The 23,900-nt window shown below is 66.6% G+C and carries 21 protein-coding genes; 8 read left to right on the top strand and 13 right to left on the bottom strand.

Annotated features, from left to right (window positions below):
• Positions 1-76: 76 nt before the first annotated feature.
• The 6 genes from NN5_RS07770 to pepN form a co-directional block, all read right to left on the bottom strand.
• Positions 77-613 (bottom strand): adenine phosphoribosyltransferase, encoded by a 537-nt coding sequence (locus NN5_RS07770; RefSeq protein WP_067733595.1) that lies wholly within the window; start codon positions 611-613, stop codon positions 77-79.
• Between the two features lie 79 nt (positions 614-692).
• Positions 693-1,529 (bottom strand): cytochrome c1, encoded by an 837-nt coding sequence (locus NN5_RS07765; RefSeq protein WP_067733593.1) that lies wholly within the window; start codon positions 1,527-1,529, stop codon positions 693-695.
• A 28-nt stretch (positions 1,530-1,557) separates the two neighbouring features.
• Complete coding sequence (locus tag NN5_RS07760; RefSeq protein ID WP_067733592.1) at positions 1,558-2,841, bottom strand: cytochrome b; 1,284 nt, start codon at positions 2,839-2,841, stop codon at positions 1,558-1,560.
• A gap of 23 nt (positions 2,842-2,864) precedes the next feature.
• Positions 2,865-3,398, bottom strand: coding sequence for a ubiquinol-cytochrome c reductase iron-sulfur subunit (gene petA, locus NN5_RS07755; RefSeq protein ID WP_067733590.1), 534 nt, complete (start codon positions 3,396-3,398; stop codon positions 2,865-2,867).
• 242 nt (positions 3,399-3,640) lie between these two features.
• Complete coding sequence (gene pgeF, locus NN5_RS07750) at positions 3,641-4,411, bottom strand: peptidoglycan editing factor PgeF (protein WP_067733589.1); 771 nt, start codon at positions 4,409-4,411, stop codon at positions 3,641-3,643.
• A complete protein-coding gene (gene pepN / locus NN5_RS07745; RefSeq protein ID WP_067733588.1) occupies positions 4,404-7,058 on the bottom strand; it encodes an aminopeptidase N in 2,655 nt (884 codons plus the stop codon). The genes pgeF and pepN overlap by 8 nt, the downstream gene beginning before the upstream one ends.
• Positions 7,059-7,145: 87 nt before the next feature.
• On the opposite strand from pepN, the gene NN5_RS07740 reads away from it, so the two are divergent.
• Complete coding sequence (locus NN5_RS07740; RefSeq protein WP_067733587.1) at positions 7,146-7,991, top strand: Rossmann-fold NAD(P)-binding domain-containing protein; 846 nt, start codon at positions 7,146-7,148, stop codon at positions 7,989-7,991.
• On the opposite strand, the gene NN5_RS07735 is transcribed toward NN5_RS07740, so the two are convergent.
• The gene (locus NN5_RS07735) at positions 7,901-8,827 is read right to left on the bottom strand and encodes a DMT family transporter (protein ID WP_245656331.1); all 927 of its coding nucleotides are present in this window, start codon (positions 8,825-8,827) and stop codon (positions 7,901-7,903) included. The genes NN5_RS07740 and NN5_RS07735 overlap by 91 nt on opposite strands.
• Before the next feature lie 10 nt (positions 8,828-8,837).
• Positions 8,838-9,833 carry a threonine aldolase family protein gene (locus tag NN5_RS07730; protein WP_067733610.1) on the bottom strand — a complete coding sequence of 332 codons (996 nt, stop codon included), beginning with the start codon at positions 9,831-9,833 and terminating at the stop codon, positions 8,838-8,840.
• A 64-nt stretch (positions 9,834-9,897) separates the two neighbouring features.
• On the opposite strand from NN5_RS07730, the gene NN5_RS07725 reads away from it, so the two are divergent.
• The gene (locus tag NN5_RS07725; RefSeq protein WP_067733584.1) at positions 9,898-10,188 is read left to right on the top strand and encodes a GNAT family N-acetyltransferase; all 291 of its coding nucleotides are present in this window, start codon (positions 9,898-9,900) and stop codon (positions 10,186-10,188) included.
• Positions 10,189-10,254: 66 nt separating this feature from the next.
• Here NN5_RS07725 and NN5_RS07720 read toward each other — a convergent pair whose 3' ends face one another.
• Positions 10,255-13,851: a hydantoinase B/oxoprolinase family protein gene (locus NN5_RS07720; protein WP_067733582.1), complete on the bottom strand. Its 3,597-nt coding sequence runs from the start codon at positions 13,849-13,851 to the stop codon at positions 10,255-10,257.
• 195 nt (positions 13,852-14,046) lie between these two features.
• Between NN5_RS07720 and NN5_RS07715 the strand changes: the two genes are divergently transcribed.
• Positions 14,047-14,733: a pentapeptide repeat-containing protein gene (locus tag NN5_RS07715; protein ID WP_067733581.1), complete on the top strand. Its 687-nt coding sequence runs from the start codon at positions 14,047-14,049 to the stop codon at positions 14,731-14,733.
• Between the two features lie 27 nt (positions 14,734-14,760).
• Here NN5_RS07715 and NN5_RS07710 read toward each other — a convergent pair whose 3' ends face one another.
• Together NN5_RS07710 and NN5_RS07705 are read right to left on the bottom strand one after the other, a co-directional pair.
• Complete coding sequence (locus NN5_RS07710) at positions 14,761-15,987, bottom strand: M20 metallopeptidase family protein (protein ID WP_067733608.1); 1,227 nt, start codon at positions 15,985-15,987, stop codon at positions 14,761-14,763.
• A gap of 20 nt (positions 15,988-16,007) precedes the next feature.
• Positions 16,008-17,369 carry a lipopolysaccharide biosynthesis protein gene (locus NN5_RS07705; protein WP_067733579.1) on the bottom strand — a complete coding sequence of 454 codons (1,362 nt, stop codon included), beginning with the start codon at positions 17,367-17,369 and terminating at the stop codon, positions 16,008-16,010.
• Positions 17,370-17,521: 152 nt separating this feature from the next.
• On the opposite strand from NN5_RS07705, the gene NN5_RS07700 reads away from it, so the two are divergent.
• The 4 genes from NN5_RS07700 to NN5_RS07685 are packed head-to-tail and all read left to right on the top strand — an operon-like array spanning position 17,522 to position 21,037.
• Entirely contained in the window at positions 17,522-18,280 is a 759-nt protein-coding gene (locus NN5_RS07700) for a phosphocholine cytidylyltransferase family protein (protein WP_084384805.1), read from the top strand.
• A gap of 10 nt (positions 18,281-18,290) precedes the next feature.
• Complete coding sequence (locus tag NN5_RS07695; protein ID WP_067733576.1) at positions 18,291-19,568, top strand: MFS transporter; 1,278 nt, start codon at positions 18,291-18,293, stop codon at positions 19,566-19,568.
• A 15-nt stretch (positions 19,569-19,583) separates the two neighbouring features.
• Positions 19,584-20,387: a TlpA disulfide reductase family protein gene (locus NN5_RS07690; protein ID WP_084384804.1), complete on the top strand. Its 804-nt coding sequence runs from the start codon at positions 19,584-19,586 to the stop codon at positions 20,385-20,387.
• On the top strand, positions 20,384-21,037 hold the full coding sequence (locus NN5_RS07685) for a DsbA family protein (protein WP_067733573.1): 654 nt from the start codon (positions 20,384-20,386) through the stop codon (positions 21,035-21,037). Before NN5_RS07690 ends, NN5_RS07685 begins: the two co-directional genes overlap by 4 nt.
• A gap of 1 nt (position 21,038) precedes the next feature.
• On the opposite strand, the gene NN5_RS07680 is transcribed toward NN5_RS07685, so the two are convergent.
• Both NN5_RS07680 and NN5_RS07675 read right to left on the bottom strand, forming a co-directional pair.
• Complete coding sequence (locus tag NN5_RS07680; RefSeq protein ID WP_067733572.1) at positions 21,039-21,467, bottom strand: HIT family protein; 429 nt, start codon at positions 21,465-21,467, stop codon at positions 21,039-21,041.
• Positions 21,468-21,498: 31 nt separating this feature from the next.
• Positions 21,499-22,647: a CDP-alcohol phosphatidyltransferase family protein gene (locus NN5_RS07675; RefSeq protein ID WP_067733570.1), complete on the bottom strand. Its 1,149-nt coding sequence runs from the start codon at positions 22,645-22,647 to the stop codon at positions 21,499-21,501.
• A gap of 159 nt (positions 22,648-22,806) precedes the next feature.
• Here NN5_RS07675 and NN5_RS07670 point away from each other — a divergent pair, with 159 nt between their 5' ends.
• A complete protein-coding gene (locus NN5_RS07670; RefSeq protein WP_067733568.1) occupies positions 22,807-23,859 on the top strand; it encodes a diacylglycerol kinase family protein in 1,053 nt (350 codons plus the stop codon).
• Positions 23,860-23,900: the final 41 nt, after the last annotated feature.

Raw genomic sequence — 23,900 nt, 5'->3', positions numbered from 1 at the left:
CACTTTTGGTACGTGAGCACCGGAAGCTCGGAAAACTGCCGTTCGCAGGCCGTCATGGGCTGAATGGCGATCGGCCCTAGTGCCCCTCGAAGCCCATCAGCGCATCGACGGCCAGCCCTGCCTCGCGCAGGCGGTTGGCCCCGCCCAGATCGGGCAGGTCGATTACGAACAGCCCCTGCGTCACCACGCCGCCCGCACTGCGCAGCAATTGCACGGCGGCGAACGCGGTTCCGCCCGTGGCGATGAGATCGTCGATCAGCACCACGTTCTGGCCGTCGCGGATCGCGCCGGGGTCCACTTCCAGCGTGTCGGTGCCGTATTCCAGAGCATAGTCCATCGCCAGCACCGGCACAGGCAGCTTGCCCGGCTTGCGGACCGGGACGAACGGCAGACCCAGGCTTGCGGCAACGGCGGCACCGAAGATGAAACCGCGCGCTTCGATACCGGCGATCGCCTCTGCCCCGGCGTCGCGCGCGCGGTCCGCCATGTGGCCGGCTGCGGCAGCGAAGCCCGCGCCGTGACCGATCAGAGTCGTCACGTCGCGAAAGAGAATGCCGGGCTTGGGAAAGTCCGGAATGGTGCGGACGAGTGCTTTCAGCTCACCGGGGGTCATGAGCGCCTTTCCTGAAACGGGAAGCGCCCCTGCCATCATGGGATGGAGGGGCGCTTCGATAATACCGTGAAGCGGGATCTCAGTGCTTCTTGCCGGCCCAGATATTCCGGTACGACATATAGCCCAGGATCGTGGCGAAGAGCAGGAAGCCCAGCACGGTCCAGCCGGTCTGCTTGCGCTTTTCCAGCTTGGGTTCGGCGGTCCAGATGAGGAAGGCCGAAACGTCCTGCGCCATCTGATCGACAGTCGCCTTGGTGCCGTCGCCATAGCTGACCTGGCCTTCGCTGGTCAGCGGGGCCGGCATCGCCAGGTTGAGGTTGGCGAAGTACGGGTTGTAGTGCAGCCCGTTCGGCGTCTTGGCGTCGGGGAATTCCTTCACCAGTGCCGTAGGCTGCTCGGTGTAGCCGGTCAGCAGCGAATAGACATAGGCCGGGCCTTCGTGACGCGCCTTGGTGATCAGCGAGAGATCCGGCGGCACCGCGTTGTTGTTGGCAGCGCGGGCGGCAATGTCATTGGCGAAGGGCGACGGGAAGTAGTCGGTCGGCGTGCCCGGGCGGGTGTTGGCCTCACCGGTGTTCGGATCGGTGCCCGGAACCGTGAAGCCGGCCGCGATCGCCTTCACTTCGGCTTCGCTGTAGCCCAGCTGTGCCAGATCGCGGAACGCCACGTGCTTGAGCGAGTGGCAAGCCGAGCAGACTTCCTTGTAGACCTGGAAGCCGCGCTGGAGCTGCTGGCGGTCGAACTTGCCGAACGCGCCATCGCTGGCGAAATGGACTTCCTTGGGGACGAGGTGGAACTTCGCTTCCGCCGTCGGCGCCGCCGGTTCGGTGATCTGCGTGTACGCCCCTTTACCGAAGGACCAAGCCAGGGCCACTGTGAAGAACAGCCCGACGAGGATCGAGAGAATGCGTGCCATGTCTTTCGTCTTTCGTTCTAGCTGTTGATCAGGCGGCCGGAGCCAGTTCGGCGCCTTCGTCCTTCCCAAGGACAGCCTCGGTGATGGAATAGGGCAGCGGCAGCGGCTTTTCGATGGCCGAGACGACCGGCAGGACGATCAGGAAGTGCGCGAAGTAATAGAACGCCGCGATCTGGCTGATCATCACGTAGGGCTCCACAGCCGGAGCGCCGCCGCAGTAGAACAGCACCGCCATGGCCGGGATCAGGCCGAACCAGAAGAACTTCTTGTACATCGGGCGGTACGAGCCCGAGCGCACCGGCGACTTGTCGAGCCAGGGCAGGAAGAACCACACCAGGATCGCGCCGAACATGGCGAGCACGCCCATCAGCTTGGCCGGGATGAAGAAGAAGTCCTGCGTGAAGCTGCGCAGGATCGCGTAGAACGGCCAGAAGTACCATTCGGGAACGATGTGCGCAGGCGTGCTCATCGGGTTGGCCGGAATGTAGTTGTCCGGGTGGCCCAAGGCGTTCGGGAAGAAGAACACCGCGGCGGCGAACAGGATCGCGAAGACGCCGATCGCCCAGCCGTCCTTGGCGATGTAGTAGGGATAGAACGGAACCGTGTCGCTCTCGCTCTTCACCTCGACACCGGTCGGGTTCGACGAGCCCGGGATGTGCAGCGCCCAGATGTGCAGGATGACGACACCCAGGATCACGAAGGGCAGCAGGTAGTGCAGCGAGAAGAAGCGGTTGAGCGCGGCATTGTCCGGCGCGAAGCCGCCGAGCAGCCACTGCTGCAGCGGTTCACCCACCAGCGGGATGGCCGAGAACAGGCCGGTGATGACCTTGGCGCCCCAGAAGCTCATCTGGCCCCAAGGAAGCACGTAGCCCATGAAGGCGGTGGCCATCATCAGCAGGAAGATCACGACGCCCAGCAGCCACACCATCTCGCGCGGGGCCTTGTAGGACCCGTAGTAGAAGCCGCGGAAGATGTGGATGTAGATGACGACGAAGAAGGCCGACGCGCCATTGGCGTGGGCATAGCGGAACAGCCAGCCCCAGTTCACGTCGCGCACGGTCATTTCGATCGTGTCGAAGGCGACCCCGGTGTTGGCCGCATAATGCATGGCCATGACGATGCCGGTAACGATCTGGAGCACCAGACACAGACCGGCAAGGAAACCGAAGTTCCAGAAATAGTTGAGGTTGCGGGGAACCTCGTAGCCACTACCGACAGCGTTGTAGATGAGACGCGGCACCGGAAGCTTTTCGTCCATCCACTTCATGAAGGGATGCGACGGCGTATATTGCTTGGCCCAGGGAAAGCTCATGATCGTGATCCTCTCTCTTGGCCTCAGCCGATCTTGACGACGGTGTCGGACGTGAATTCGTATTCCGGAACCTCAAGGTTCTTGGGCGCGGGGCCCTTACGGATACGCGCGGCGGTATCGTAAACCGAACCGTGGCAGGGACAGAAGTAACCGCCGAACTCGCCGCGGTTTTCCCCTTCGCCGGCACCGAGCGGAACGCAGCCCAAATGGGTGCACACGCCCATGGTGATCAGCCAGTTTTCCTTGCCTTCCTTGGTCCGCTCCTGAAGCGTCTGCGGATCGCGCAGGCTCGACAGCGGCACGGCATTGGCTTCGGCGATTTCCTTCGGCGTCAGATTGCGCACGAAGACCGGCTGCTTGCGGAATACCGCCTTGATCGCCTGTCCCGGCTTGATCGCGGAAATATCAACCTCGCTTGAGGAAGCCGCGAGAACGTCGGCAGAGGCCGACATCTGGCTTACCAGAGGGATAACGACACCTACGCCAGCGACTCCCGCCGCGCTTACTGCGGCGATATTGATGAAATCGCGCCGACGCACGCCATCTTCTTCTGCCATGCTAAGCCCTTGCCTTGCTTACGAACACCCACTGCCGAGGGACCGACAGCATACTATATCAGCCGATGAACGCCCCTGATCCCCCGAATTCGGCGCAAGATGCGGGGATGCCCCCATCCCACAACCGCCTTTGCGGGCCTGATATACACGAAATACAGCCGTGCCAACCGCCTTTTTGGCCCTGAGGCCGGGAGGCGGCAGCGGCTGTGCTTCTAGAAGACTACAGGCGCCAGCGTTTTGACTTAGCGCAATCCAATCAAGGAGATTTGACGGCCGTAGCTCGCTTCGCCCTTATGCGTGGCGCGGCGGTACGAATAGAACCGGTCCGGCGCAGAATAGGTATCGAGCCCCAGCGCCTCTACGCGGCCCAGCCCGGCCCGCGCAAGCCGCGCCGCGACATAGGCCTCCAGATCGAACTGATGGTGGCCGGGACGGCCCGCGGCGAAGAAGAGCGCATTGCTCTCGTCCTCGGCCAGAAAGCGGTCGTGGAACGCTTCGTCGACTTCATAGCTGCGCCGGGCGATGCAGGGCCCCACGGCGGCCACGATTCGCTCGCGGCGGGCACCGAGCGATTCCATCGCCTCCACAGTGCGGTCGGTCACGCCGCCGATCGCGCCTTTCCAGCCTGCGTGCGCCGCACCGACAACACCCGCCTCGCGGTCCGCCAGCAGGACCGGAGCACAATCGGCGGTCAGAATGCCCAGCAGCACGCCGGGGCGATCGGTCACGAGAGCATCGGCATGAGGACGATCAGCATCGGCCCAAAGCGCCGCACCGGCAGTGACGCAATCGGGCGAATGGACCTGATAGACCGACACCAGCCGCGCGCCGGGAAGAACCGCCTCTGCGGCCCGGCGGCGATTCTCGGCAATCAGCATCGGATCATCACCCGATCCCAGCCCGGTATTCAGCCCCGCGACATCGCCGGTGCTGACCCCGCCCCTGCGCCCGAGGAACCCGTGCGGGATGCCGTCAAGCAGCCCCGCACGGTTCACTTCCACGGTATCAGCCAAGGCTCTTGGTCACTTGCTCGCGGACGTCGCGCGAAAGCGCGGGCTCGGCAGCGATCTTCTGCAGCTCCTCGCGCATCATCGCCGCCCGGACCGGCTCGATTCGCCGCCAGCGCCCCAGCGACGGCACGAAACGCGCCGCGGTCTGCGGATTGATCGGATCCAGCCGGCGAATCAGATCGCCGATCAGCCGGTAGCCTTCGCCGCTCTCGTCATGGAACGCCTTGGGGTTCACCGCCGCCGCCATGTAGAGCGCGCGCACCCGGTTGGGGTTGGTCATGGTGAAATCGGGATGTTCGGCGAGCGCCCGGATATTCGCCAGAACCTGCGGGTGGAACGAGCCGGCCTGCAGCGAGAACCACTTGTCGATGACCAGAGCATTGCCTTCGTAGCGGCTGTGGAAGTCCGCCAGCGCCTCGGCCCGTTCGGGCACGTCGAGGCTGGACAGGATCAGCAGCGCGCCCTGCCGGTCGGTCATGTTGTCGGCCGCGCGGTACTGCGCGATGGCGCGGCGGGCGCCTTCCGCGTTGTTGCCGGCGGCGATGTAGCCGAGCGCCTGGCTCTTGATCTTGCGTGCGCCGCGGGCTGCGGCATCGCGGCTGTAGGGCACGGCTACCGCGCGGTCATGCAGCGCGCCGAGCACACCGGCATATTCGCGGCCCAGCCAGGCCTTGAGCGCCTCGCGCTCGGCGTGGATCGCGCCGGGATCGGCAATCAGCATCTGCTCGGCCAGATAGCTCTCGGCCGGCAGGATCATCAGCTCGCCGCGCATCAGGTCATCGAGTGCCGGATCCGTCACGATCGCCGCGAAGGCCTGCCCGATCGCGGCGCGCCCTTCGGCCCGCCCGGCATCGTCGAGCGAACCGCTGACCGCGGCGACGAGATGCTGGACCACAAGGCTCTGCATCGCCTCGTAGCGGGCGAAGGGATCGTCATCGTGCGCGGCAAGGAACACCAGATCCTCGTTCGGCCGGTCGAACTCGATCGAGACCGGCGCCGAGAACCCGCGGTTGATCGACAGCACCGGCGGCTTGGCGAAATCCTCGAACACGAAGCTGTCACTGGCCTTGGTCAGCACGATCAACTGTTCGCCGGTGTGCTCCTTACTGTCGCGGTCGAACAGGCCGATGCGCAGCGGGATCGGCACCGGCTGCTTCTCGGGCTGACCCGGCGTCGGCGGCACGCTCTGCGACAGGTGCAGCGTCGCCGTGGTGCCCTCATGCTTCAGCGTGACCGCCACTTGCGGCGTGCCGGCCTGCGAATACCACAGGCGGAACTGGGTGAGGTCCAGCCCGGCGCCTTCCTCCATCGAACGGATGAAATCCTCGCAGGTCGCGGCTTCGCCGTCGTGACGCTCGAAATAGAGGTCGGTGCCTTTGCGGAACTGCTGCGGGCCCGCCATGGTGCGCATCATGCGGATCACCTCGGCGCCCTTGTTATAGACCGTGGCCGTATAGAAGTTGCTGATTTCCTGATAGGAATCCGGGCGGATCGGATGCGCCAGCGGTCCCGAATCCTCGGGGAACTGGGCCGAGCGCAGCACCCGCACATCCTCGATCCGCTTGACCGCCTCGCTGCCCATGTCGGCGCTGAAGAGCTGGTCGCGCAGCACCGTGAAGCCTTCCTTGAGGCTGAGCTGGAACCAGTCGCGGCAGGTAATGCGGTTGCCCGACCAGTTGTGGAAGTATTCGTGCCCGATCACGCCTTCGACCGCGTCGTAATCCGCGTCGGTCGCGGTTTCGGGGTCCGCCAGCACGTAGCGGGTATTGAAGACGTTGAGCCCCTTGTTCTCCATCGCCCCCATGTTGAAGTCGGAGACGGCAACGATGTTGAACAGGTCGAGGTCGTATTCGCGGCCAAAGGCTTCCTCGTCCCACTTCATCGAGGCGATGAGCGAATCCATCGCGTGCTGGGTTCGGTCCTCATCGCCCGGGCGGACCCAGATGTTGCAATCGACCTTGCGGCCCGACATCGTGGTGAAAGTCGCATGGTTGGCCACCAGATCGCCCGCGACGAGCGCGAAGAGATAGCAGGGCTTGGGCCAGGGATCGTGCCATTCGGCCCAGTGGCTGCCGTCGGCGTTGTCGCCCTGCGCGGTGCAGTTGCCGTTGGCGAGCAGGATCGGGAACGCGTCCTTGTCGCCCGTCATCCGCACCGAATAGGTCGAAAGCACATCGGGCCGGTCGGGGAAGAAGGTGATGCGGCGGAACCCTTCCGCTTCGCACTGGGTGCACAGCATCCCGTTCGAGGCATAGAGCCCCATCAGCTGGCTGTTCGCCGCCGGGTTCACCTGGGTTTCCACTTCAACGAGATGTTCCTCACCGGGCAAGTCGATCAGCAGGTCGGGCCCATCGAGGCGCCAGCCATTCACCGCCGCGCCATCGACGCGCACCGCGAGCGGGTCAATCTGATCGCCATTGAGGCGCAGTGTCGGGGAACCATTGCCGTCAGGATTGCGCACGACCTTGAGCTTGGAGGCCACCCGCGTGGCATCGATGCCGAGCGTGAATTCGAGCCCGATCTCGGGAACCAGCCAGACGGGCGGCTGATAGTCCTCGCGATGAATGACCGGCGGCGCGGCCGGCGGCGGCGCGGCGTCTGCCACCTGGGTGTTCTCTGCGGGCTCGGCGGGTCTGCTGGCGATATCCATAAGTGCCTAATTAGACTTTCGCCGGACGATTGCCAGCGGTGCGGATGCGAATTTTGCACTGACCTCAACCACTGCTAGACGAACCCCATGCCCCGCATGTTCATCTTCGGCCTCGGCTACACCGCCCGCGTCATCGCCCGCGATCTGGAAGCGCGCGGCTGGGAAGTGATCTCGACCGGACGCGAAGGCACCATTTCCTTCGACGATGAAGGTACTGTGCGCATGGCGCTGGCCGATGCCGATCATGTGCTGTCCTCGGTCCCACCGGGACGCGAAGCGCGCGGCGAGGCGCTGGACCCGGTGCTCGAACGCTACGGCAGCGCCATCCAGGGCAAGGCGCTGTCCTACCTCTCCTCGACCGGAGTCTATGGCGACACTCAAGGCGCATGGGTCGACGAATCGGCGCCCACCGGCACTGGCCGCCGCACCGAACGCAGCGAGGCGGACGCCGCCTGGCAGGCTCTCGGCGCGCGGGTCTATCGCCTGCCGGGCATCTATGGTCCGGGCCGCTCGATGCTGGAGCGCGTGCAGGAAGGCCGCGCGCATCGCATCGACTTGCCCGGCCAGATCTTCAGCCGCGTCCATGTGGACGACATCGCCGCCGGCGTGCTCGCGGGGCTCAAGGCGCCGGCGGGCGTCTATAACCTTGCCGACGATCTGCCCTGCAGCCAGAACCGGGTTGTCGAGGAAGCCTGCCGCCTGCTCGGCCTGGCGCCGCCGCCGCTGCAATCGCTGGAGGACGCAGGCCTCTCCCCCATGGCGCGCGCCTTCTATGCCGAGAACCGGCGCGTGGCGAACGGCAGGGCAAAGCGCCTGCTCGGCTGGCGCCCGCGCTATCCGGACTATGCGGCAGGCTTGCGCGCGCTGAGAGCCACGATGAGCCCCACCATCGCCAGCACCGCTCCGGCCGCTGCCAGCGCTGTCCAGCGATAGCCTTCCAGCATGGTCGACAGCAGCATGGCGAACACCACCACGACAACCCCGCTATACGCCGCCTTGCCCGCGCCGAGCTGGCGGATCAGCGTGTAGTAAAGCGGAAACGTCACCACCGAACCCAACAGCGCGAGATAGCCGGTCCCCAGCCAGTAACTTGAACTGGCCGGAACGACCGGCGGCCCGGCAGTGCCCCATGCCAGCGCGACGTCGCAAACCGTCCCGTAGAACATGGCCCAGGCGAGCAGACTCACCATCGGCAAACTCTTGCCCGTCTCGTTGGCCTGCAACACGTTTGAAACCGCGGCACAGAGCATCGCGATCAGCGCGAAACCCACCCCGAGCATGACCTTGTCCAGCGCCGGAGCCTCTCGCGTCTCGTGAACCAGCAGCAGCAGGATGCCTGCGATCGCGATCAGGCTGCCCACGGCAAAGCGCGGCGTTATCGGCTGCTTGAGGAGGACCCGCGCCAGAACCGCATTGGGCACCAGCAGCAGCGCGATCATGACCGCGACGATACCCGAAGTCAGGTACAGTTCAGCGCGATAGACGAAATTGTAGTTCCCGCAGAACTGGGTGACGCCCACGAACGCCGCGAGCATCTGGCCATTGCGTCCCAGCCGCAGGCTCTTGCCCATGGCCAGCGCGACCATGAACATCGCCGGAGTCGCCAGCAGAAACCGCCAGGCCACCGACCAGCTGGCCGGCACACCATCGATCTGCCCGGTGATCACCCACCAGGTCGATCCCCAGATCAGTGACACCAGCGCAAACGGCAGGAATACCGCAGGACGCAGGAAGGAAGGTGCGGCATCGCCGTTCATGGCCCCACTCATGACCAGGGCCTCACAAGCCGGAAATGGTGCGCGCCAGCGCGGAGACATGCTCGTCCCGCGCATCCCACGCCGCGACCAGCCGCGCCGCATCATTGCCCCAGTCGTAGAAACCGAAGCCCTGCGCGCGCAGGCCAGCGCGTTCGGCGGCCGTGCAGGAGAGAAACACTTCGTTGGCCTCGACCGGATGGAGCAGACGCGCGCCCGCCGCCGCGCCGATCTCGGCCGCGGCGGCATTGGCGGCGCGCGCATTGTCGAGCCACAACCCGCCTTCCAGCATGGCGAGGATCTGCGCCGCCATGAAGCGTCCCTTGGATTGCAGGTGCCCTGCCCGCTTGCGGCGGTAGCGGATCATCTGCGCGGCTTCAGGATCGAAAAACACGATCGCTTCCGCGCCCATGCCGCCGTTCTTCACGAACCCGAAGCTGAGCGCATCCGCCCCCGCGCAAGCCTCGGCGGGGGCGCAACCGAGAAAGGCGACGGCATTGGCGAAGCGCGCGCCATCCATGTGCAGCCCCAGACCGCGCGCTTTCGCGAAAGCGGCCAGTGCGGCGACTTCCTCCGGCCGGTAAACGCAGCCGTATTCGCTCGCCTGCGTGATCGAGATCGCCTGCGGCTGGACCTGATGCACGCCGTCGCGGATCGGATCGATCACGGCCGCAACCGCATCGGGGGTGATCTTCGCGCTTTCGCCATCGGCCAGCAGCAGTTTGGCACCGTGCAGGTAGAAACCGGGCGCCCCGCCCTCGTCCATCTCGATATGCGCCTCGCGGTGGCAGACCGCGGCTCCGTGCGGCGCGACCATCGAGGCCAGCGCAAGGCAGTTCGCCGCCGTTCCCGTTGCCACCCAGAGCGCGGCACACTCGCGCCCGAACAGCGCCGTGAACGCCGCGTCGAGCTCGCGGCTCAGGGCATCGCCGTCATAGGGCGCGTCGGCGGCATCGGCCGCCATCATCGCCTTCCACACGGCGGGATGGACAGCGGCGGCATTGTCGGAGAGAAACTGCATGGCCATATGCCCTGCGAGGCGGCGCGCCCGCCGTCAAGCGTTCCCATACATCGAGGAGAAGCCCATGGTCGGCGTGACCATCACCAAGCACGAGAACGGCGCCTCCGGCGAGTACCACGCGCATATTGCCGACAGCGACGCGATCGGCCGCCTGACCTGGACCGAACGCGGCGGCGTCCACTATGCCGAACATGCGCTGGTCCCGCCCGCCATCGGCGGCCGCGGCGTCGCCGGGCGGCTGGTCGAAGCCATGGTCGCCGACGCCCGCGAGAACCAGTTCAAGATCGGGCCGGTGTGCAGCTACGTGGCCGCGGCCTTCGAGAGGCATCCGGAATGGGCGGACGTGAAGGCTTAGAGGGGACTCCCTGAACTTGAATAACCGTCGCCCTCGCCTGCGCGAGGATGACGGGCGGGGTATCGATCAGCCCGCCCCATATCCCCCGCCACCGGGCGTCTCGATCACGAAGACATCGCCCGCCGACAAGCGGACCGAAGCCGTCGCGCCCAGTTCTTCCACGGTGCCGTCCGCGCGCTCGATCCGGTTGCGGCCCGGCGCGCCGTCTTCTCCGCCGGCCAGCCCGAACGGCGCGAACTTGCGGCGGTTGGCGAGAATGCCGGCCTGCATCGGTTCCAGAAACCGCACGCGCCGGACCGCGCCATCACCGCCCCGGTGTGCGCCCCGGCCGCCCGAGCCGCGCCGGATCGCGAATTCCTCCAGCATGACCGGGAAATTGGTTTCGAGCACTTCGGGATCGGTCAACCGGCTGTTGGTCATATGGGTCTGGACCACGCTGGTCCCGTCGAAGTCCGGCCCCGCGCCCGAGCCGCCCGCGATCGTCTCGTAGTACTGGCGGGTGGCATCGCCGAACGTGAAGTTGTTCATCGTCCCTTGCGAGGCGGCCATCGCCCCCAGCGCGGCGAAGAGGGCATCAGTTATCGCCTGGCTGGTCTCGACATTGCCCGCAACGACTGCGGCGGGCGCTTTGGGGTGCAGCATCGAGCCTTCGGGCACGATCAGCGTGACCGGCCGCAGGCACCCCTCATTCATCGGCACGGCATCGTCGAGCAACGTGCGCACGACATAGAGCACGGCCGCGCGCACCACCGGCAAGGGGGCATTGAAATTGTCCGGCAGCTGGGCGCTGGTGCCGGTGAAATCGATCGTGGCCCCGCGCGCCTCGCGGTCGATCGAAACGGACACGCGGATCTGCGCGCCATTATCCATCGGCACCGTGAAAGCACCGTCCGCAAGCCGGCCGATCAGCGCGCGCACCGCCTGTTCGGCGTAGTCCTGAGCATGGCCCATATAGGCATCGACCACAGCGCGCCCCTGCTCCCCCGCGATGCGCCGCAGTTCGGAGGCCCCGCGCGCGCAGGCGGCGATCTGGGCGCGCAAGTCGGCAAGGTTCTGCTCGATGGCTCGTGAGGGATAGCGGCCCGCAGCCAGCAGGGCGCGCATGGCCTCTTCCTGCAACATGCCGCGGTCGACCAGCAGCACGTTGTCGAGCAGCACCCCTTCCTCTTCGAGCGTACGGCTGCCCGGCGGCATCGAGCCGGGACTGATCCCGCCAATATCCGCATGATGCCCGCGCGCGGCCACGAACCAGGCGGGCGCGCTGTCATCGCCCTCGGCGAAGACCGGCATCACCACCGTAACATCGGGCAGATGCGTGCCGCCATCGTAGGGGGCATTGAGCACATAGGCATCGCCGGGCAGCAGCCCGCGCCCGTCGCCGGCCCGACGCCGCAGCACCGTGCGCACACTTTCGCCCATCGAGCCCAGATGCACCGGCATGTGCGGCGCATTGGCGATCAGGTTGCCCACGCGGTCAAACACCGCGCAGGAAAAGTCGAGCCGTTCGCGGATATTCACCGAACTGGCGCTGAACTGCAGCGCCGCGCCCATTTCCTCGGCAATCGCCATGAACAGCGCGCCCATGATCTCCAGTCGCACCGGGTCGCATTCCGTGCTGGAATCGGCGGCCACCTGCTGCGGCGCCTTGCGCGTCAGCACGAGATTGCCGGTCCCGTCCACGCGCATGGCCCAGCCCGGCTCGACCACGGTGGTGGAAACATCGTCCACCACCAGCAGCGGGCCTTCGGCCGCAAAGCCTTCGGCCAGCCCCTCGCGCAGATAGAGCGGCACGTCATGCCCAGCGCCATCGGTCCAGATCGTGACCTGTTCGGCTGGCCCTGCCGATTCCGGCGGCAGAGCCAGCGTAGCACCGCCTCCGGAATGCCCGCCGGCAATGGCCTCGACCCGCAGCGTTTCGGCGATCAGGGCCTCGCCCGCACCGAACCCGAAGCGGCGTTGCCAGCCCTCCCGGAAGCCCTCGCGCATCTCTTCCAGTGACCCCACCGGCACTTCGACAGCATTGCCGCTGCCTTTCGGGCGGATCGCCAAAGTGGCCTCGGTGCGGATCGCGCCAGCGGCCAGACCTTGTGCTTCCAGCCCGGCCCGCGCCGCCGCGCCGAGAGCGGCCACGGCCGCTTCGATCGCCGCCATGCCGTCCGCATCGAGCGGCACGGCCAGTGTCTGCTGCTGGAGCAGCCGCCGGTCCGCCAGCCCCATGCCATAGGCCGAGAGCACCGAGGCCAGCGGATGGCACAGTACTGTCGTCACTCCCAGCGCATCGGCGACCTTGCAGGCATGTTGCCCGCCCGCCCCGCCGAACGTGACCAGCGCAGCGCGGGTGACGTCATGGCCCCGGCGCAGCGAGACGGTCTTGATCGCATTGGCCATGTTGGCGACGGCGATTTCGAGGAAACCCTCGGCGGCTTCCTCGCGCGACAGGGCGCGGCCCGTGCTTTCGCGCACATCGGCCAGCACCGCATCCATCCGCTCGCACGCGGCATCGAGCGAAAGCGGCTCGTCGCCCGCCGGGCCGAAGACATGCGGGAAATGCGCCGGGCGCAGCTTGCCCAGCAGCAGGTTGCAGTCGGTCACGGCCAGCGGCCCGCCGCGCCGGTAGCAGGCGGGGCCGGGCACCGCGCCGGCGCTTTCCGGACCGACAAGGAAGCGCGCGCCATCGAACCGGCAGATCGAACCGCCGCCCGCCGCCACCGTCTCGATCCGCATCATCGGCGTGCGCACCCGCGTTCCGGCCACCCGTGTCTCGCTGTCGCGCTCGTACTGCCCGGCGTAGTGCGACACATCGGTGGAGGTGCCGCCCATGTCGAAGCCGATCACATGATCGAACCCGGCCTCCTTCGCCACGGCCGCCATGCCGACAATGCCGCCCGCCGGACCGGAGAGGATCGCGTCCTTGCCGCGAAACGCCGCGCCGGTGGTCAGCCCCCCGTTCGACTGCATGTAGAGCGCATCGACATGCGGCCCCAGCCCGGCTTCCAGCCCGGAAACATAGCGGTGCAGCACGGGCGAGAGGTGCGCGTCGACCACCGTGGTATCCCCGCGCGCGATCAGCTTGATGAGCGGGGCGACTTCGTGGCTGACCGAAACCTGGGTGAAGCCCACCTCACGCGCGATCTGCGCCAGCCGCGCCTCGTGGGCGGTGTAGCGATAGCCATGCATCAGCACCACCGCGACCGCGCGCAGGCCGCGCTCGAAGGCCTGCCGCAGCCCTTCCCGCGCCGCCGTCTCGTCGAGCGGGACATGCACCGTGCCGTCCGCCCCCAGCCGCTCGGCCACTTCCAGCACTTCGGCATGGAGCGGCTCGGGCAGCACGATATGGCGCGCGAAAATGTCGGGCCGCTCCTGCGTGCCGATGCGCAGCGCATCGCCGAAACCCCGGGTGATCGCCAGCAGCACCGGCTCACCCTTGCCTTCGAGCAGGGCATTGGTGGCGACGGTCGTGCCCAGCCGCAGTTCGGCGGGTGGAAGATCCCCGCCCCGCACGCCGGTCAACCGGCGCATCGCCTCGACCGCCGCGTCATCGTAGCGGCCGGGGTCTTCGCTCAAGAGCTTGAGCCGCTCGAACCGACCATCGGGCGCCCGCGCCACGATGTCCGTGAAAGTGCCGCCGCGGTCGACCCAGAATTGCCAGCGCTGATCCGTCATAGGCCGCCCTCATGCCAAGAGCGCGAGGCCATGCCTAGGGGCACGGAGGCCTTTCCGCCGGCTTTAGTTGGTAGAGCGGCGATAGAGCACCCGAGAGCACAACCGGCATCGGCGATGCAGGAAAATCGCAGGGCTCTTCATGCAGGGGAAGCGCAAGGGCTGGTTCGCGTCGTGATCGGCCGCTAACAGCAGGCCATGAACGACCTGCCTTCCCGTCGCACGGTGCGTGATCAGACGCTGACGCGGCGCGATCTGGAGATGATGCTGGCATCTCCCCAGACCCTGATCGACTGCTGCCTCGATGAAGCGGACCTGTCAGAGCTCGATTTGTCCCGCTGGCAATTCGAACGATGCAGCCTGCGGCATACGGATCTCAGCCGCGCAAGGCTGGAAGGCACCCACTGGCAATCCTGCCGCGGCGCCTTCGCCAGCTTCATGGCCAGCGACCTGACCGAAGCCGTCTTCATCGCCAGCGATTTCAACAATGCGTCGTTCCGGCGTGCCGGCCTCCAGTCGGTGAAATTCACCCGGTGCAAACTGACCGGGGCCAATCTGTGCGAGATAAAGGGGCTTGGCCTGGAGTTCGAGGAAACGCTGCTCGTCAATGCCAGCCTGATAGGCCACTCATTCCGCAAGGCGGACCTGACCCGGATCGATTTTTCCCAGGCCGACCTTCGCAAATGCGACTTCCGGCAAACCGCCTTCACGGCGTGCAGCCTGCGCGAGGCGAATATGGAGGGAGCGCGGTTTGCCGGTGCCGACTTGCGCGGCGCCGACCTTGGGGGCGTGCGCCTGGTCGACGCCAGCCTTTTCCGCGGCACGATAATATCGCGCGAGCAGGCAGGCCAGCTTTTGGGCGAACTTGGCCTTATCGTGCAATAAGCCGGCGCGAAAAACGGCCAGGACAGATCAGCCCCAGCCGCGCTCCAGGAACGCGGTGGCCAGCCCCGCCAGATAGGCAGAGCCCTGCGGCATCACGCTTTCATCGACCATCATCCGGGTCGAGTGGATGCCGCAGCAGTGCTGCCAGTCGTCGCCTGCGTGGCTGACGCCCAGGAAGAACATCGCGCCCGGCACCTTTTCCAGCACATAGGCAAAATCCTCCGCACCCATGATCGGATCGGCAAGGCGCAGGAAGGCCTGCGCGCCGAACAAGTCCCGCGCCACCTGCTCGCCGAAATCGACCGCGCCTGTATCGCACATCGTGACTGGAAAACCTTCGAGGATCGTCACTTCGGCGCTCAGCCCATGGGCGCCGGCAATGCCTGCCGCCAGCACCGGCAGTTCTTCCTTGAGCCGCGCCCGGCTTGCCGCCGAGAGCGTACGCATGGTGCCGGTCATCCGTGCGGCATCGGGCACCACGTTGTGCGCGGTGCCGACCTCGATCTTAGAGATCGAGACGACCACCGGATCGAACACGCTGTAGCGGCGCGCCACCATCGTCTGGATCGCGCTCACGATCTCGCAGGCGACCGGCACCGGGTCGAGCGTGTCGTGCGGCATCGAGGCATGACCGCCGCGCCCCGTCACAGTGATGTCCAGCTGGTCCGCCGCCGCCAGCAGCGCCCCGGCGCGCCCGCCGACAAGGCCGTGCGGAGCATTGGGCATGACATGCAGGGCAAAGGCCGCATCGGGCAGCGGGCGGGTGCAGCCCTCACCGCCCAGCAAGCCGTCTTCCAGCATGAAGCGGGCGCCGTGATAGCCCTCCTCTCCCGGCTGGAACATGAAGCGGACCTCGCCCTTGAGGCTCCCTGCCTGCCGCGTGAGAATCTCCGCCGCGCCCACCAGCATCGCGGTGTGGGCATCGTGCCCGCAGGCGTGCATCGTGCCCGGAACTTGCGAGGCGAACGGCAGGCCGGTTTCCTCCGGCATCGGCAGCGCGTCCATGTCGCCGCGCAGAAGCACGCACCGGCCCTCTCCCCCGCCGCCTTTCAGTGTGGCGACAAGGCCCGTGGTGGACGGCCCTTCCTGCCATTCGAGCGGCAGATGGGCGAGCGCCGCGCGCACCTTGTCACGCGTCTTGGGCGTGTGCAGCCCGATTTCGGGCTCGGCATGGATGGCCCGGCGCAGCGCGACAATGCGGCCGGACAGGGACGCGGCTTCGGCGAGCAAAGCCTTCGGGAGAGTCTGGGACATGCCGGCCATGATAGACAGGCTCAGGCGTCTGTCGAGCCGGGTTCCTCGACAAGCGGGACGATCTCTTCGTGCTCGATCTTTTCCAGCGTGCGCCAGGCCATCACACCCATAGCGAGATACGAGACGGCCCCCGCCAGCGCCACGGCCCAGGCCGCGCCGCTCGGGCCGATGGGGATGAACAGCACCAGCCCCACGCCGAGCGCGGCCACCGCCAGCAAGCGCGCGGTCAGCGAAAGCCGGGCCCGCCCGGTCGAATGGAGCACCGGCTCGAAAGCCACGCTGGCAAGGTCGAAGCTGGCAGCAATGGCCAGCGGCACTAGGATCGCCGCGCCGCCTTCGAAGGCCGCGCCGCCGATCAGCGCGAGAAGCTGCTTGCCCGCCACCAGCGCCACGCCGACCACGGCCAGCCCGGCCAGCCCGGCGATCAGGCTGGTCTGCTGCGCCAGCTTGCGGAACTCGGCCGCTTCCGAGGACACGCGCACGCGCGCCACTTCGGCATAGACCGAGCGGGTCAGCAGCGTGGAAAGCTTGCTCATCGCCTGCGATAGCTGCGAGGCGAGGCGGTAGAGGCCCGCCGCGCGGGTGCCGACCCAGCCGCCGACGACCAGCAGCGGCCCGTTCTTTATTGTCGCATCGATGGTGGCGCCGGCATACGTGATCCAGAAGAAATGGCCGACGCCGGGGTTCTCCTTGAGCGCGAGGCGCCACTTGCCGAAGTTCGCGAGGCGGACCGCCTGCGGGCACAAGCGCCGGGCCATGACCCAGTAGAGCACGGATTCGAGAATATCGATCGCCGCCCAGGCGAACAGGAAACGGCCGACCGTCGGCCCGGTCATCCAGATCACGACAGCGGCGATCAGGCGCCCGGTCGGCACCACCGCCTCGACATAGACCGCCATGTCGAAACGGTGCAGCGCGCGCACGATCCCGGTCGGCGCCGAAACCAGCGCCCAGAGCGAGGCACAGCTGAACCAGAAGGCGATGTCGATATAGTTGGGATTGAGATCCAGCACATGGGCAAAGCCATAGATGACCACGGCCGCCAGTGCGCAACCGGCCAGCGCGCCGGCCGCATCGAGCACACCGCACAGCATCCCCAGCCGGCCGAACTTGTCCCAGTCCTTCGCGTGGACATGCTCGCTGCCGTAGCGCACGACGACGCGCCAGGTCTGGAAGCCGGCAATGGCGATCAGAGCCTGCGCCGTGCCGAAGATCAGCGAGAAGTGGCCGAAGTCCTTCAGCCCCAGCGTGCGCGTGAGAATCGCCAGGTAGAGCAGCCCGCAGACTGCGCCGAATCCCTTGCCGCCGAGCAGCCAGGCCGTGTTCTGAAGTATCCGCCCCAGGGGAGAAACATTCTCAAGGCGGTCGCGTTTTGCGGACATCGCGGTGCATTTGGACGAGGGAACCGGCAGTTGCAAGGATTGAGGCGATGCCTTTGCGGCAAAACGAGTGGCGACATGGCCCGGACCTTTCCCTTTCCCGCGGCAACGGCTAGAGGGCGCGGTTTCCCCCCAACGACACGTAAACCCGGATCATGATCGAACACGCCATCCTTCTCAGCGCCGGCCAGGGCTCGCGCCTGCTCCCCCTCACCGCCGAACGACCGAAATGCCTCATCGACTTTTCCGGCAAGTCCCTGATCGAATGGCAGGTGGAAATGCTGGCGCGCGGCGGCGTGAAGCGGATCGACGTCGTCACCGGCTTCATGACCGACATGCTTGAGGATCACCTCAAGGCGATTCGCGATCCCCGCGTCGAAATCACCGTGCGCTTCAATCCCTTCTACAAGGTGGCCGACAATCTCGGCTCGTGCTGGATCGCGCGCGAGGCGATGCGCGGCGATTTCCTGATCCTCAACGGCGACACGCTCATCTCCGAGGAGATCGTGCGCAAGGTGCAGCAAGGCGGTGCGGACGCGCAGGGCAATCCCTGGCCCATCGCCGTCACCGTCGACGTCAAGCCGGACGGCTACGACAGCGACGACATGAAAGTCGAGCGCGAGGCCGGTGGCCGCCTCGTCCACATCGGCAAGACGCTGACCGCGCAGCAGTCGAACGCCGAATCGATCGGCTTCCTCGCCTTCCGCGGCGAAGGGGCGGACCTGTTCCGCGAAACCGTGCGGCAGGCGATGCGCACGCCCGAAGGCGTGCAGCACTGGTATCTCAAGGTCATCGATTCGATCGCCCCCACCGGCAAGGTCGGCACCGTCTCGATCGAGGGGCTGGACTGGGCCGAAGTCGATTTCCTCAACGATATCGAGATCGCGACGAAGCTGACCGACACCTGGGCATGAAGCCGGTGACATGACGTCCGGGACAGGCCAGCAAGCGACAGCACGGGGGACAGCGCGGGCGGCCTGGACCGCCGCTTGGACCGCCTTCGTCATCGGCTCCAGCTTCTTCCTGTTCGAATTCGTCGCCCGCATCGAGCCCAGCCTCGATACGGCCACGATCGCGGCCTTCTTCGGCCTGACGAAGTCCGGGTTCGGCACGCTTTCCAGCCTGTTCTTCTGGATCTATGCGCCGATGCAGATCGTCGTCGGGCTGGTGCTGGACCGCTTCGGCGCCCGCAGGTTCATTGTCGGCGGAAGCCTGATCTGCGCAGCAGGCGTGCTCCTGTTCGCGGCGACCAACGTGGTCGGCGTGGCTGCGGCCGGCCGGGTGCTGACCGGATTCGGCGCCTCCTTCGCCTTCGTCTCGGCGCTCTGGCTGGTGAACCACTGGTTCGCGCCCGAGCGCTTCGCGATGCTGTCCGGCGCGGTCAACGCCACGGGCATGGTCGGTGCCGCGATCGGCGCCGTGCTGCTTTCGGACCTTGTCGAAACGGCGGGCTGGCGGCTCGTCTTCACGGCGTCCGGTCTTGTCGGGCTGGGCATTTTCGCAGCGGCCGCCCTGTTCCTGCGCGAGCCACAGTCCCCCGCCAGCGAAGCCGGTACGGGGCCGGTCGAAGATGTCCGGCAAAGCCTTGCGGCAGTGATGGGCAATGGCCGCATCTGGGCCATCGCCGTTACCGGAATGCTCTTCTACATGCCGGTCAATGTCTATGCCGGGCTCTGGGGCACCAGCGAACTGGTGGCCGATCACCACCGTTCGCAGATCGCCGCCGAAACGATCGTCTCGATGGTGTTCTGGGGCATGGCGCTGGGCAGCGTGTTCGGGGGCTGGCTTTCGGACCGGCTGGGCCACCGCAAGTATCTCGTGCTGGGCGGGGCGATACTGACGGGGCTGGCCTACCTCGCCGTGCTCTACCTGCCGCTCCCCGCCTTTGCCGAAGGCGCGCTGCTGCTCGCGGCCGGTTTCTTCGGCGGCTTCCAGATGCTGACCTTCGCCATGGCCAAGGAAGGCATGGCGAACGATCTGACCGGCACGGCCGTCGCCTTCGTCAACATGATCGGCATTGCCGGCGCGCTGATCTTCCAGCCGCTGGTGGGCTATCTGGCCGATGCAGCCGGCGGCAATTTCGCGCTGGCGCTGGCAACCGTGCCGGCCTGCACGGCCCTTGCCGCCCTGATCGTGCTGTTCGTGCCCGAATACCGGCACCCGGATCACATCTCGCCGAAACGCACGCCAGGCGCCGAATAGGACCCGCAGCACTCCATGTCCTCGATTCCCCTCGGCCCGCTAATGCTCGCAAGCGAAAGGCTGGCGGCGATCGTCTGTATCGCCGCGTTCCTCTTCCTGGCCGGGCGCATTGCCCGGCGGACGCAGACGCGTGCGGACACCGTGGCCTGGCGTGCCCTGCTGACCGGCGCCGTGGCGGCGCGCGCAGCCTATGTCCTGCTCCATTTCGACGCCTACCGGGCCGAGCCCTCATCGGTCTTCGCGATCTGGCAGGGCGGCTTTGCGCTCTGGCCGGGGCTTGCGGCGGCGCTTGCCGTAATCGCTCTCATGCTGCGCCGCTCGCGCGCGACACTGGCGCTCGGCGGCACGGCGGTCGCGCTGACGCTCATCATGACCCTTGCCGTGCCGATGCTGCGCCCGGCCCCGCGCCCGCTCCCGGCAGGACTGACACTGACCACGCTGGACGGCCGCGCCGTCGCGCTCGACAGCCTGCGCGGCAAGCCTTTCGTGCTCAATGTCTGGGCCACCTGGTGCGGCCCCTGCCGCCGCGAAATGCCGATGGTGACGGATGTTGCGCGCAATGCCGCCATGCCGGTGTTCCTCGCCAATGCCGGGGAAGACACCGCCACGATCCGGCGCTACCTTTCCGAACAGGGCCTTCCGGCCGATCGCGTACTCACCGACCCCGCGCATGAGGCGATTCCCGCCCTTGAGACGCAGGCCCTGCCCACCACCTTGTTCATCGACAGTTCGGGCACGATCGTGTCCAGCCAGGTCGGCGAAATGTCCCGCGCCGGACTGACGGCGCAGATCGAATCCCTGGAAAGGACCCAGCCATGACGTTCCCCGCCCTGCGCGCCTTCCTGATCGCGGGCCTTGGCCTGGCGGCAACGCTGATGCCCGCCGCGGCCTCGGCGCAAAAGCCCGGGAACGAAGCCCAATCGGCGCAGGCCCGGCAATTGCGCGCGCAGATCCGCACCGACCCGCTGGCGCCCACGGCCGGGGCCCGGAACGGCGATGTCACGGTCGTGATCTTCTCTGACTACCAGTGCCCCTATTGCCGCCGGTTCAACGCCACGCTCGACGCGCTGATCGCGGCCGATCCCAAAGTGCGCGTCGTCTATCGCGACTGGCCGCTGCAGGGGCCCGGCTCGATGCTGGCCGCGCGCGCCGCGATTGCCGCGCAATACCAGAACAAGCACGCCGCCTTCCACGCCGCGCTGATGAAAGTGCCGGTGCGGCTCGACGAGCCGACGATCCGGGAGGCAGCCCGCATGGCCCGCGTCGACTGGAACCGGCTGCAGAACGACATGAAAACGCACAAGGCCGAGATCGATGCCCTGCTCGTGCGCAATTTCCGCTATGCGAACATGATGGGGCTGGAAGGGACGCCCGGCCTGATGATCGGCGCCTACCTGATACCGGGCCTCGTCGACCTCGCCACGCTGCAACAGACCGTGGCGCGGGTCCGCAAGGACGGCGGGGAGTGACTTAAGCGAAGGAACTCTTCAGCCAGGCTACCAATGCGGCCAGATCCTCGCCCTCCAGCGCCACGGCATGGCCGAGATCGGGAACCTTGGGCCAGCCCACGTCGACGAATTCGCGCCCCTGCCATTCGCGCGCGCCTTCGTAGCGCGGAATGACGTGGAAGTGGACATTGGGGTCCACCATCATCAGCATCAGGTAGTTGAGTTTCGCATAGTCCACCGCCTTGCCCAGCGCGCGCTCGATCGCGGTCGTGACCTGCTTGAGCTCGGCATGGGCTTCGGCGGACAGGTCCGAAAAAGCCGTCGCATCGGACTTCGCCGCCAGCACCAGCGAACCGAGCGTCGGCTGCGCCGGGCGGGCAAGGACCACCCAATGCGCGAATTCGGCCACCAGCGTGGCCGGGTATCCGAATTTCTCCATGGTCACGTTCATGCGCCTATCCTTTGCTCAGGTTTCGGAATTCTCAGGCTTCCGACAGCCACGAAGTGATCGTACCGCCGCGTGACCGCACGATCCATGCCTGCACCAGCCGCACGGCGTGGACCAGGCACGACAGCGCCGTCCACCAGGCCACCGCGATCAGGCCCAGATCGGGCCGCGCGAACAGCATCGCGGCGAACAGGATCACCATGTTCGGATTGCGCCGCGCGGTAATCAGGCGGAACCGGCTGTCGAACTTGCGCCAGACGTGGATGTGCATCATCCCGTTCTGGCGCATGAACACACCCTCGATCACGCGCTGGACCACATAGCCGCCCTGGATCGCACCCTGCACCCACCAGAACGTGGCGGTGTCGTAGCCCAGCCCCCAGAACGCAAGGCCCGTCGCCCAGAAATACCACCAGAACGGCGGATGGACGAGGTCCATGCCATGGTCGAAGATATTGCCCCAGTGCGAGGACGTGATCGTGCAGCGGGCAAGCTTGCCGTCCACGGTATCGAGCACCATGAACACCAGGCCGGTCGCCATGCCCGCCCAGTAATGGCCATAGGCGAACAGCACGGTCGCGATCACGCAGAACACCGCGCCCACAGCCGTCACCATGTTGGGCGTGACGTGCAGCTTCGCGCAGATGCGCGTGAGCACCAGCGCCCATTCGGGCCAGAGGTACTTGGTGAGCAGGTCGGTCACGCCCTTGTAGGCGCCGAAATAGCTCGCCCGCTCGATCGCGCGCACCGAGCCCGGCGTCAGCGCCATCAGGAACGGGGTCTCGCGCTTGCGCAGCTGCTTGTTCTCGATCGTCGGCCCGCTCTCGAACGCAACCACGATCAGGCCGGTGCTGTCGGTGAGCGGCGTGCCGGCCGTCATCGCCTGCGCGATTCGGGCGGCCTGCCCGGCATCGGCGGCATGGGCCAGCGCGGGAACGCCCGCCAATGTCAGCACCATGCCCGGCTGAGTCACGATGTGGCGGAACCACGCCGGGTCCCAGGCATGAGCGGCATTGGAAAGGATCGCAGGGCCCTGGGGCACCGCCGATACGGGCGTGAGGTTCGCTGCCAGGGCAATGCGGCCGACACGTTCGGCCATCGTAAGGCCCCAGAGTTTGACGGAATTTTCGCCCAGAGTGACGACCGCCAGAGCCTGGGCCGGGGCTTGGGAAGTGCTGTTCATGGGCGCGCCGTAATCCAGCCGGGCAGCACTGGCAATCGCACGCCGCCGAACGTGACCGTTCGTGGCAGGAACATCACAAGCGCCACATAACTGTAACATTATTGTGTCAGGTATGATTTCTTGGTGATTTTGCGGGCGGCCAACACTACATAGGCGCCCGTGCACGGATCTATCTACGAATTTGAAACGCTGCCGACCTTCGGCAAGTCCAGCCGGTCTGGCAAAACAGGTTCAGCCCATCCCGCGCGTCGCGGGCGGGCGGTTCCGCTGGTGGGCATCATCCGCAATCCGCGCAGCCACCGTAACAAGGGGCTGGCGCCGGAAATGGCGGAATGCTCCAACATCCTGACGGAAACCCCGCGCACCCGCGAAGAACTCTATCTCACGCTCGACGGCTTTGCCCGCCGCGGCATCGATTATCTGGTGATCGACGGCGGCGACGGCACGGTGCGCGATGCCCTGTCCTGCGGCGCCGACATCTTCGGTGAGGACTGGCCCACGCTCATCGTCCTGCCCAAGGGCAAGACCAATGCGCTGACAGTCGATCTCGGCCTGCCCAACCACTGGTCGCTGGCCGAAGCGCTGTCTGCCGCACACCGCGGCAACACGCAAACCCGCCGCCCCTTGCGCATCGCACCTGCCGAGGGCGACACCGAGGGCCGCTGCGTGCAGGGCTTCATCCTCGGCACCGGCGCTTTCGCCGTCGCGACCGAGGCCGGGCAGGAAGCGCACCGCCGCGGCGCCTTCAACAGCTTCGCCGTGGGGCTGACAGTGCTGTGGGGCATTCTCCAGACCCTGTTCGGCGGCACCGGCAATCCCTGGCGCAAGTGCACGCCGACGCGCATCGCCGACCGGGCGACCGGCCGCAACCTGCCGCATCCCGGCCGCGGCCGCGCGAACGAACGGTTCATGACCGTCGCCACCACGTTCGAGAAGTTCCCGCTCGGCGCCCGCCCGTTCGGCCGCGATCCGGCGCCGGGTCTCAAGATGGCCGTGATCGACTGGCCCGTGCGCTGGATCATGGCGCTGCTGCCGCTGGTGCTGTTGTTCGGCCTCTATGGCCGTTTCATGGCCCGCAACGGCACGCAGCGGTTCTATGCCAATGAACTCGAACTCGACATCGGCGGCCCGTTCATCCTCGACGGCGAAGCTTTCCCGGCCGGGCGCTATGTGCTCGACGAAGGACCGCAGCTCACTTTCGTCGTCCCCTGATTTCGCCCTCGTTATCGACGCGGGCCGCTTGATTTCGGCGC

The organism is Novosphingobium naphthalenivorans NBRC 102051, assembly GCF_001590985.1.
Taxonomy (GTDB): Bacteria; Pseudomonadota; Alphaproteobacteria; order Sphingomonadales; family Sphingomonadaceae; genus Novosphingobium; species Novosphingobium naphthalenivorans.
This window is presented reverse-complemented; position numbering and strand designations above follow the sequence as displayed.

Excerpts from the sequence above, each read along its gene's own strand:
- NN5_RS07770 (WP_067733595.1), bottom strand. The coding sequence starts at position 613 with ATGACCCCCGGTGAGCTGAAAGCACTCGTCCGCACCATTCCGGACTTT.
- NN5_RS07765 (WP_067733593.1), bottom strand. The coding sequence starts at position 1,529 with ATGGCACGCATTCTCTCGATCCTCGTCGGGCTGTTCTTCACAGTGGCC.
- NN5_RS07760 (WP_067733592.1), bottom strand. The coding sequence starts at position 2,841 with ATGAGCTTTCCCTGGGCCAAGCAATATACGCCGTCGCATCCCTTCATG.
- petA (WP_067733590.1), bottom strand. The coding sequence starts at position 3,398 with ATGGCAGAAGAAGATGGCGTGCGTCGGCGCGATTTCATCAATATCGCC.
- pepN (WP_067733588.1), bottom strand. The coding sequence starts at position 7,058 with ATGGATATCGCCAGCAGACCCGCCGAGCCCGCAGAGAACACCCAGGTG.
- NN5_RS07740 (WP_067733587.1), top strand. The coding sequence starts at position 7,146 with ATGCCCCGCATGTTCATCTTCGGCCTCGGCTACACCGCCCGCGTCATC.
- NN5_RS07735 (WP_245656331.1), bottom strand. The coding sequence starts at position 8,827 with ATGAGTGGGGCCATGAACGGCGATGCCGCACCTTCCTTCCTGCGTCCT.
- NN5_RS07730 (WP_067733610.1), bottom strand. The coding sequence starts at position 9,833 with ATGCAGTTTCTCTCCGACAATGCCGCCGCTGTCCATCCCGCCGTGTGG.
- NN5_RS07725 (WP_067733584.1), top strand. The coding sequence starts at position 9,898 with ATGGTCGGCGTGACCATCACCAAGCACGAGAACGGCGCCTCCGGCGAG.
- NN5_RS07720 (WP_067733582.1), bottom strand. The coding sequence starts at position 13,851 with ATGACGGATCAGCGCTGGCAATTCTGGGTCGACCGCGGCGGCACTTTC.
- NN5_RS07715 (WP_067733581.1), top strand. The coding sequence starts at position 14,047 with ATGAACGACCTGCCTTCCCGTCGCACGGTGCGTGATCAGACGCTGACG.
- NN5_RS07710 (WP_067733608.1), bottom strand. The coding sequence starts at position 15,987 with ATGTCCCAGACTCTCCCGAAGGCTTTGCTCGCCGAAGCCGCGTCCCTG.
- NN5_RS07705 (WP_067733579.1), bottom strand. The coding sequence starts at position 17,369 with ATGTCCGCAAAACGCGACCGCCTTGAGAATGTTTCTCCCCTGGGGCGG.
- NN5_RS07700 (WP_084384805.1), top strand. The coding sequence starts at position 17,522 with ATGATCGAACACGCCATCCTTCTCAGCGCCGGCCAGGGCTCGCGCCTG.
- NN5_RS07695 (WP_067733576.1), top strand. The coding sequence starts at position 18,291 with ATGACGTCCGGGACAGGCCAGCAAGCGACAGCACGGGGGACAGCGCGG.
- NN5_RS07690 (WP_084384804.1), top strand. The coding sequence starts at position 19,584 with ATGTCCTCGATTCCCCTCGGCCCGCTAATGCTCGCAAGCGAAAGGCTG.
- NN5_RS07685 (WP_067733573.1), top strand. The coding sequence starts at position 20,384 with ATGACGTTCCCCGCCCTGCGCGCCTTCCTGATCGCGGGCCTTGGCCTG.
- NN5_RS07680 (WP_067733572.1), bottom strand. The coding sequence starts at position 21,467 with ATGAACGTGACCATGGAGAAATTCGGATACCCGGCCACGCTGGTGGCC.
- NN5_RS07675 (WP_067733570.1), bottom strand. The coding sequence starts at position 22,647 with ATGAACAGCACTTCCCAAGCCCCGGCCCAGGCTCTGGCGGTCGTCACT.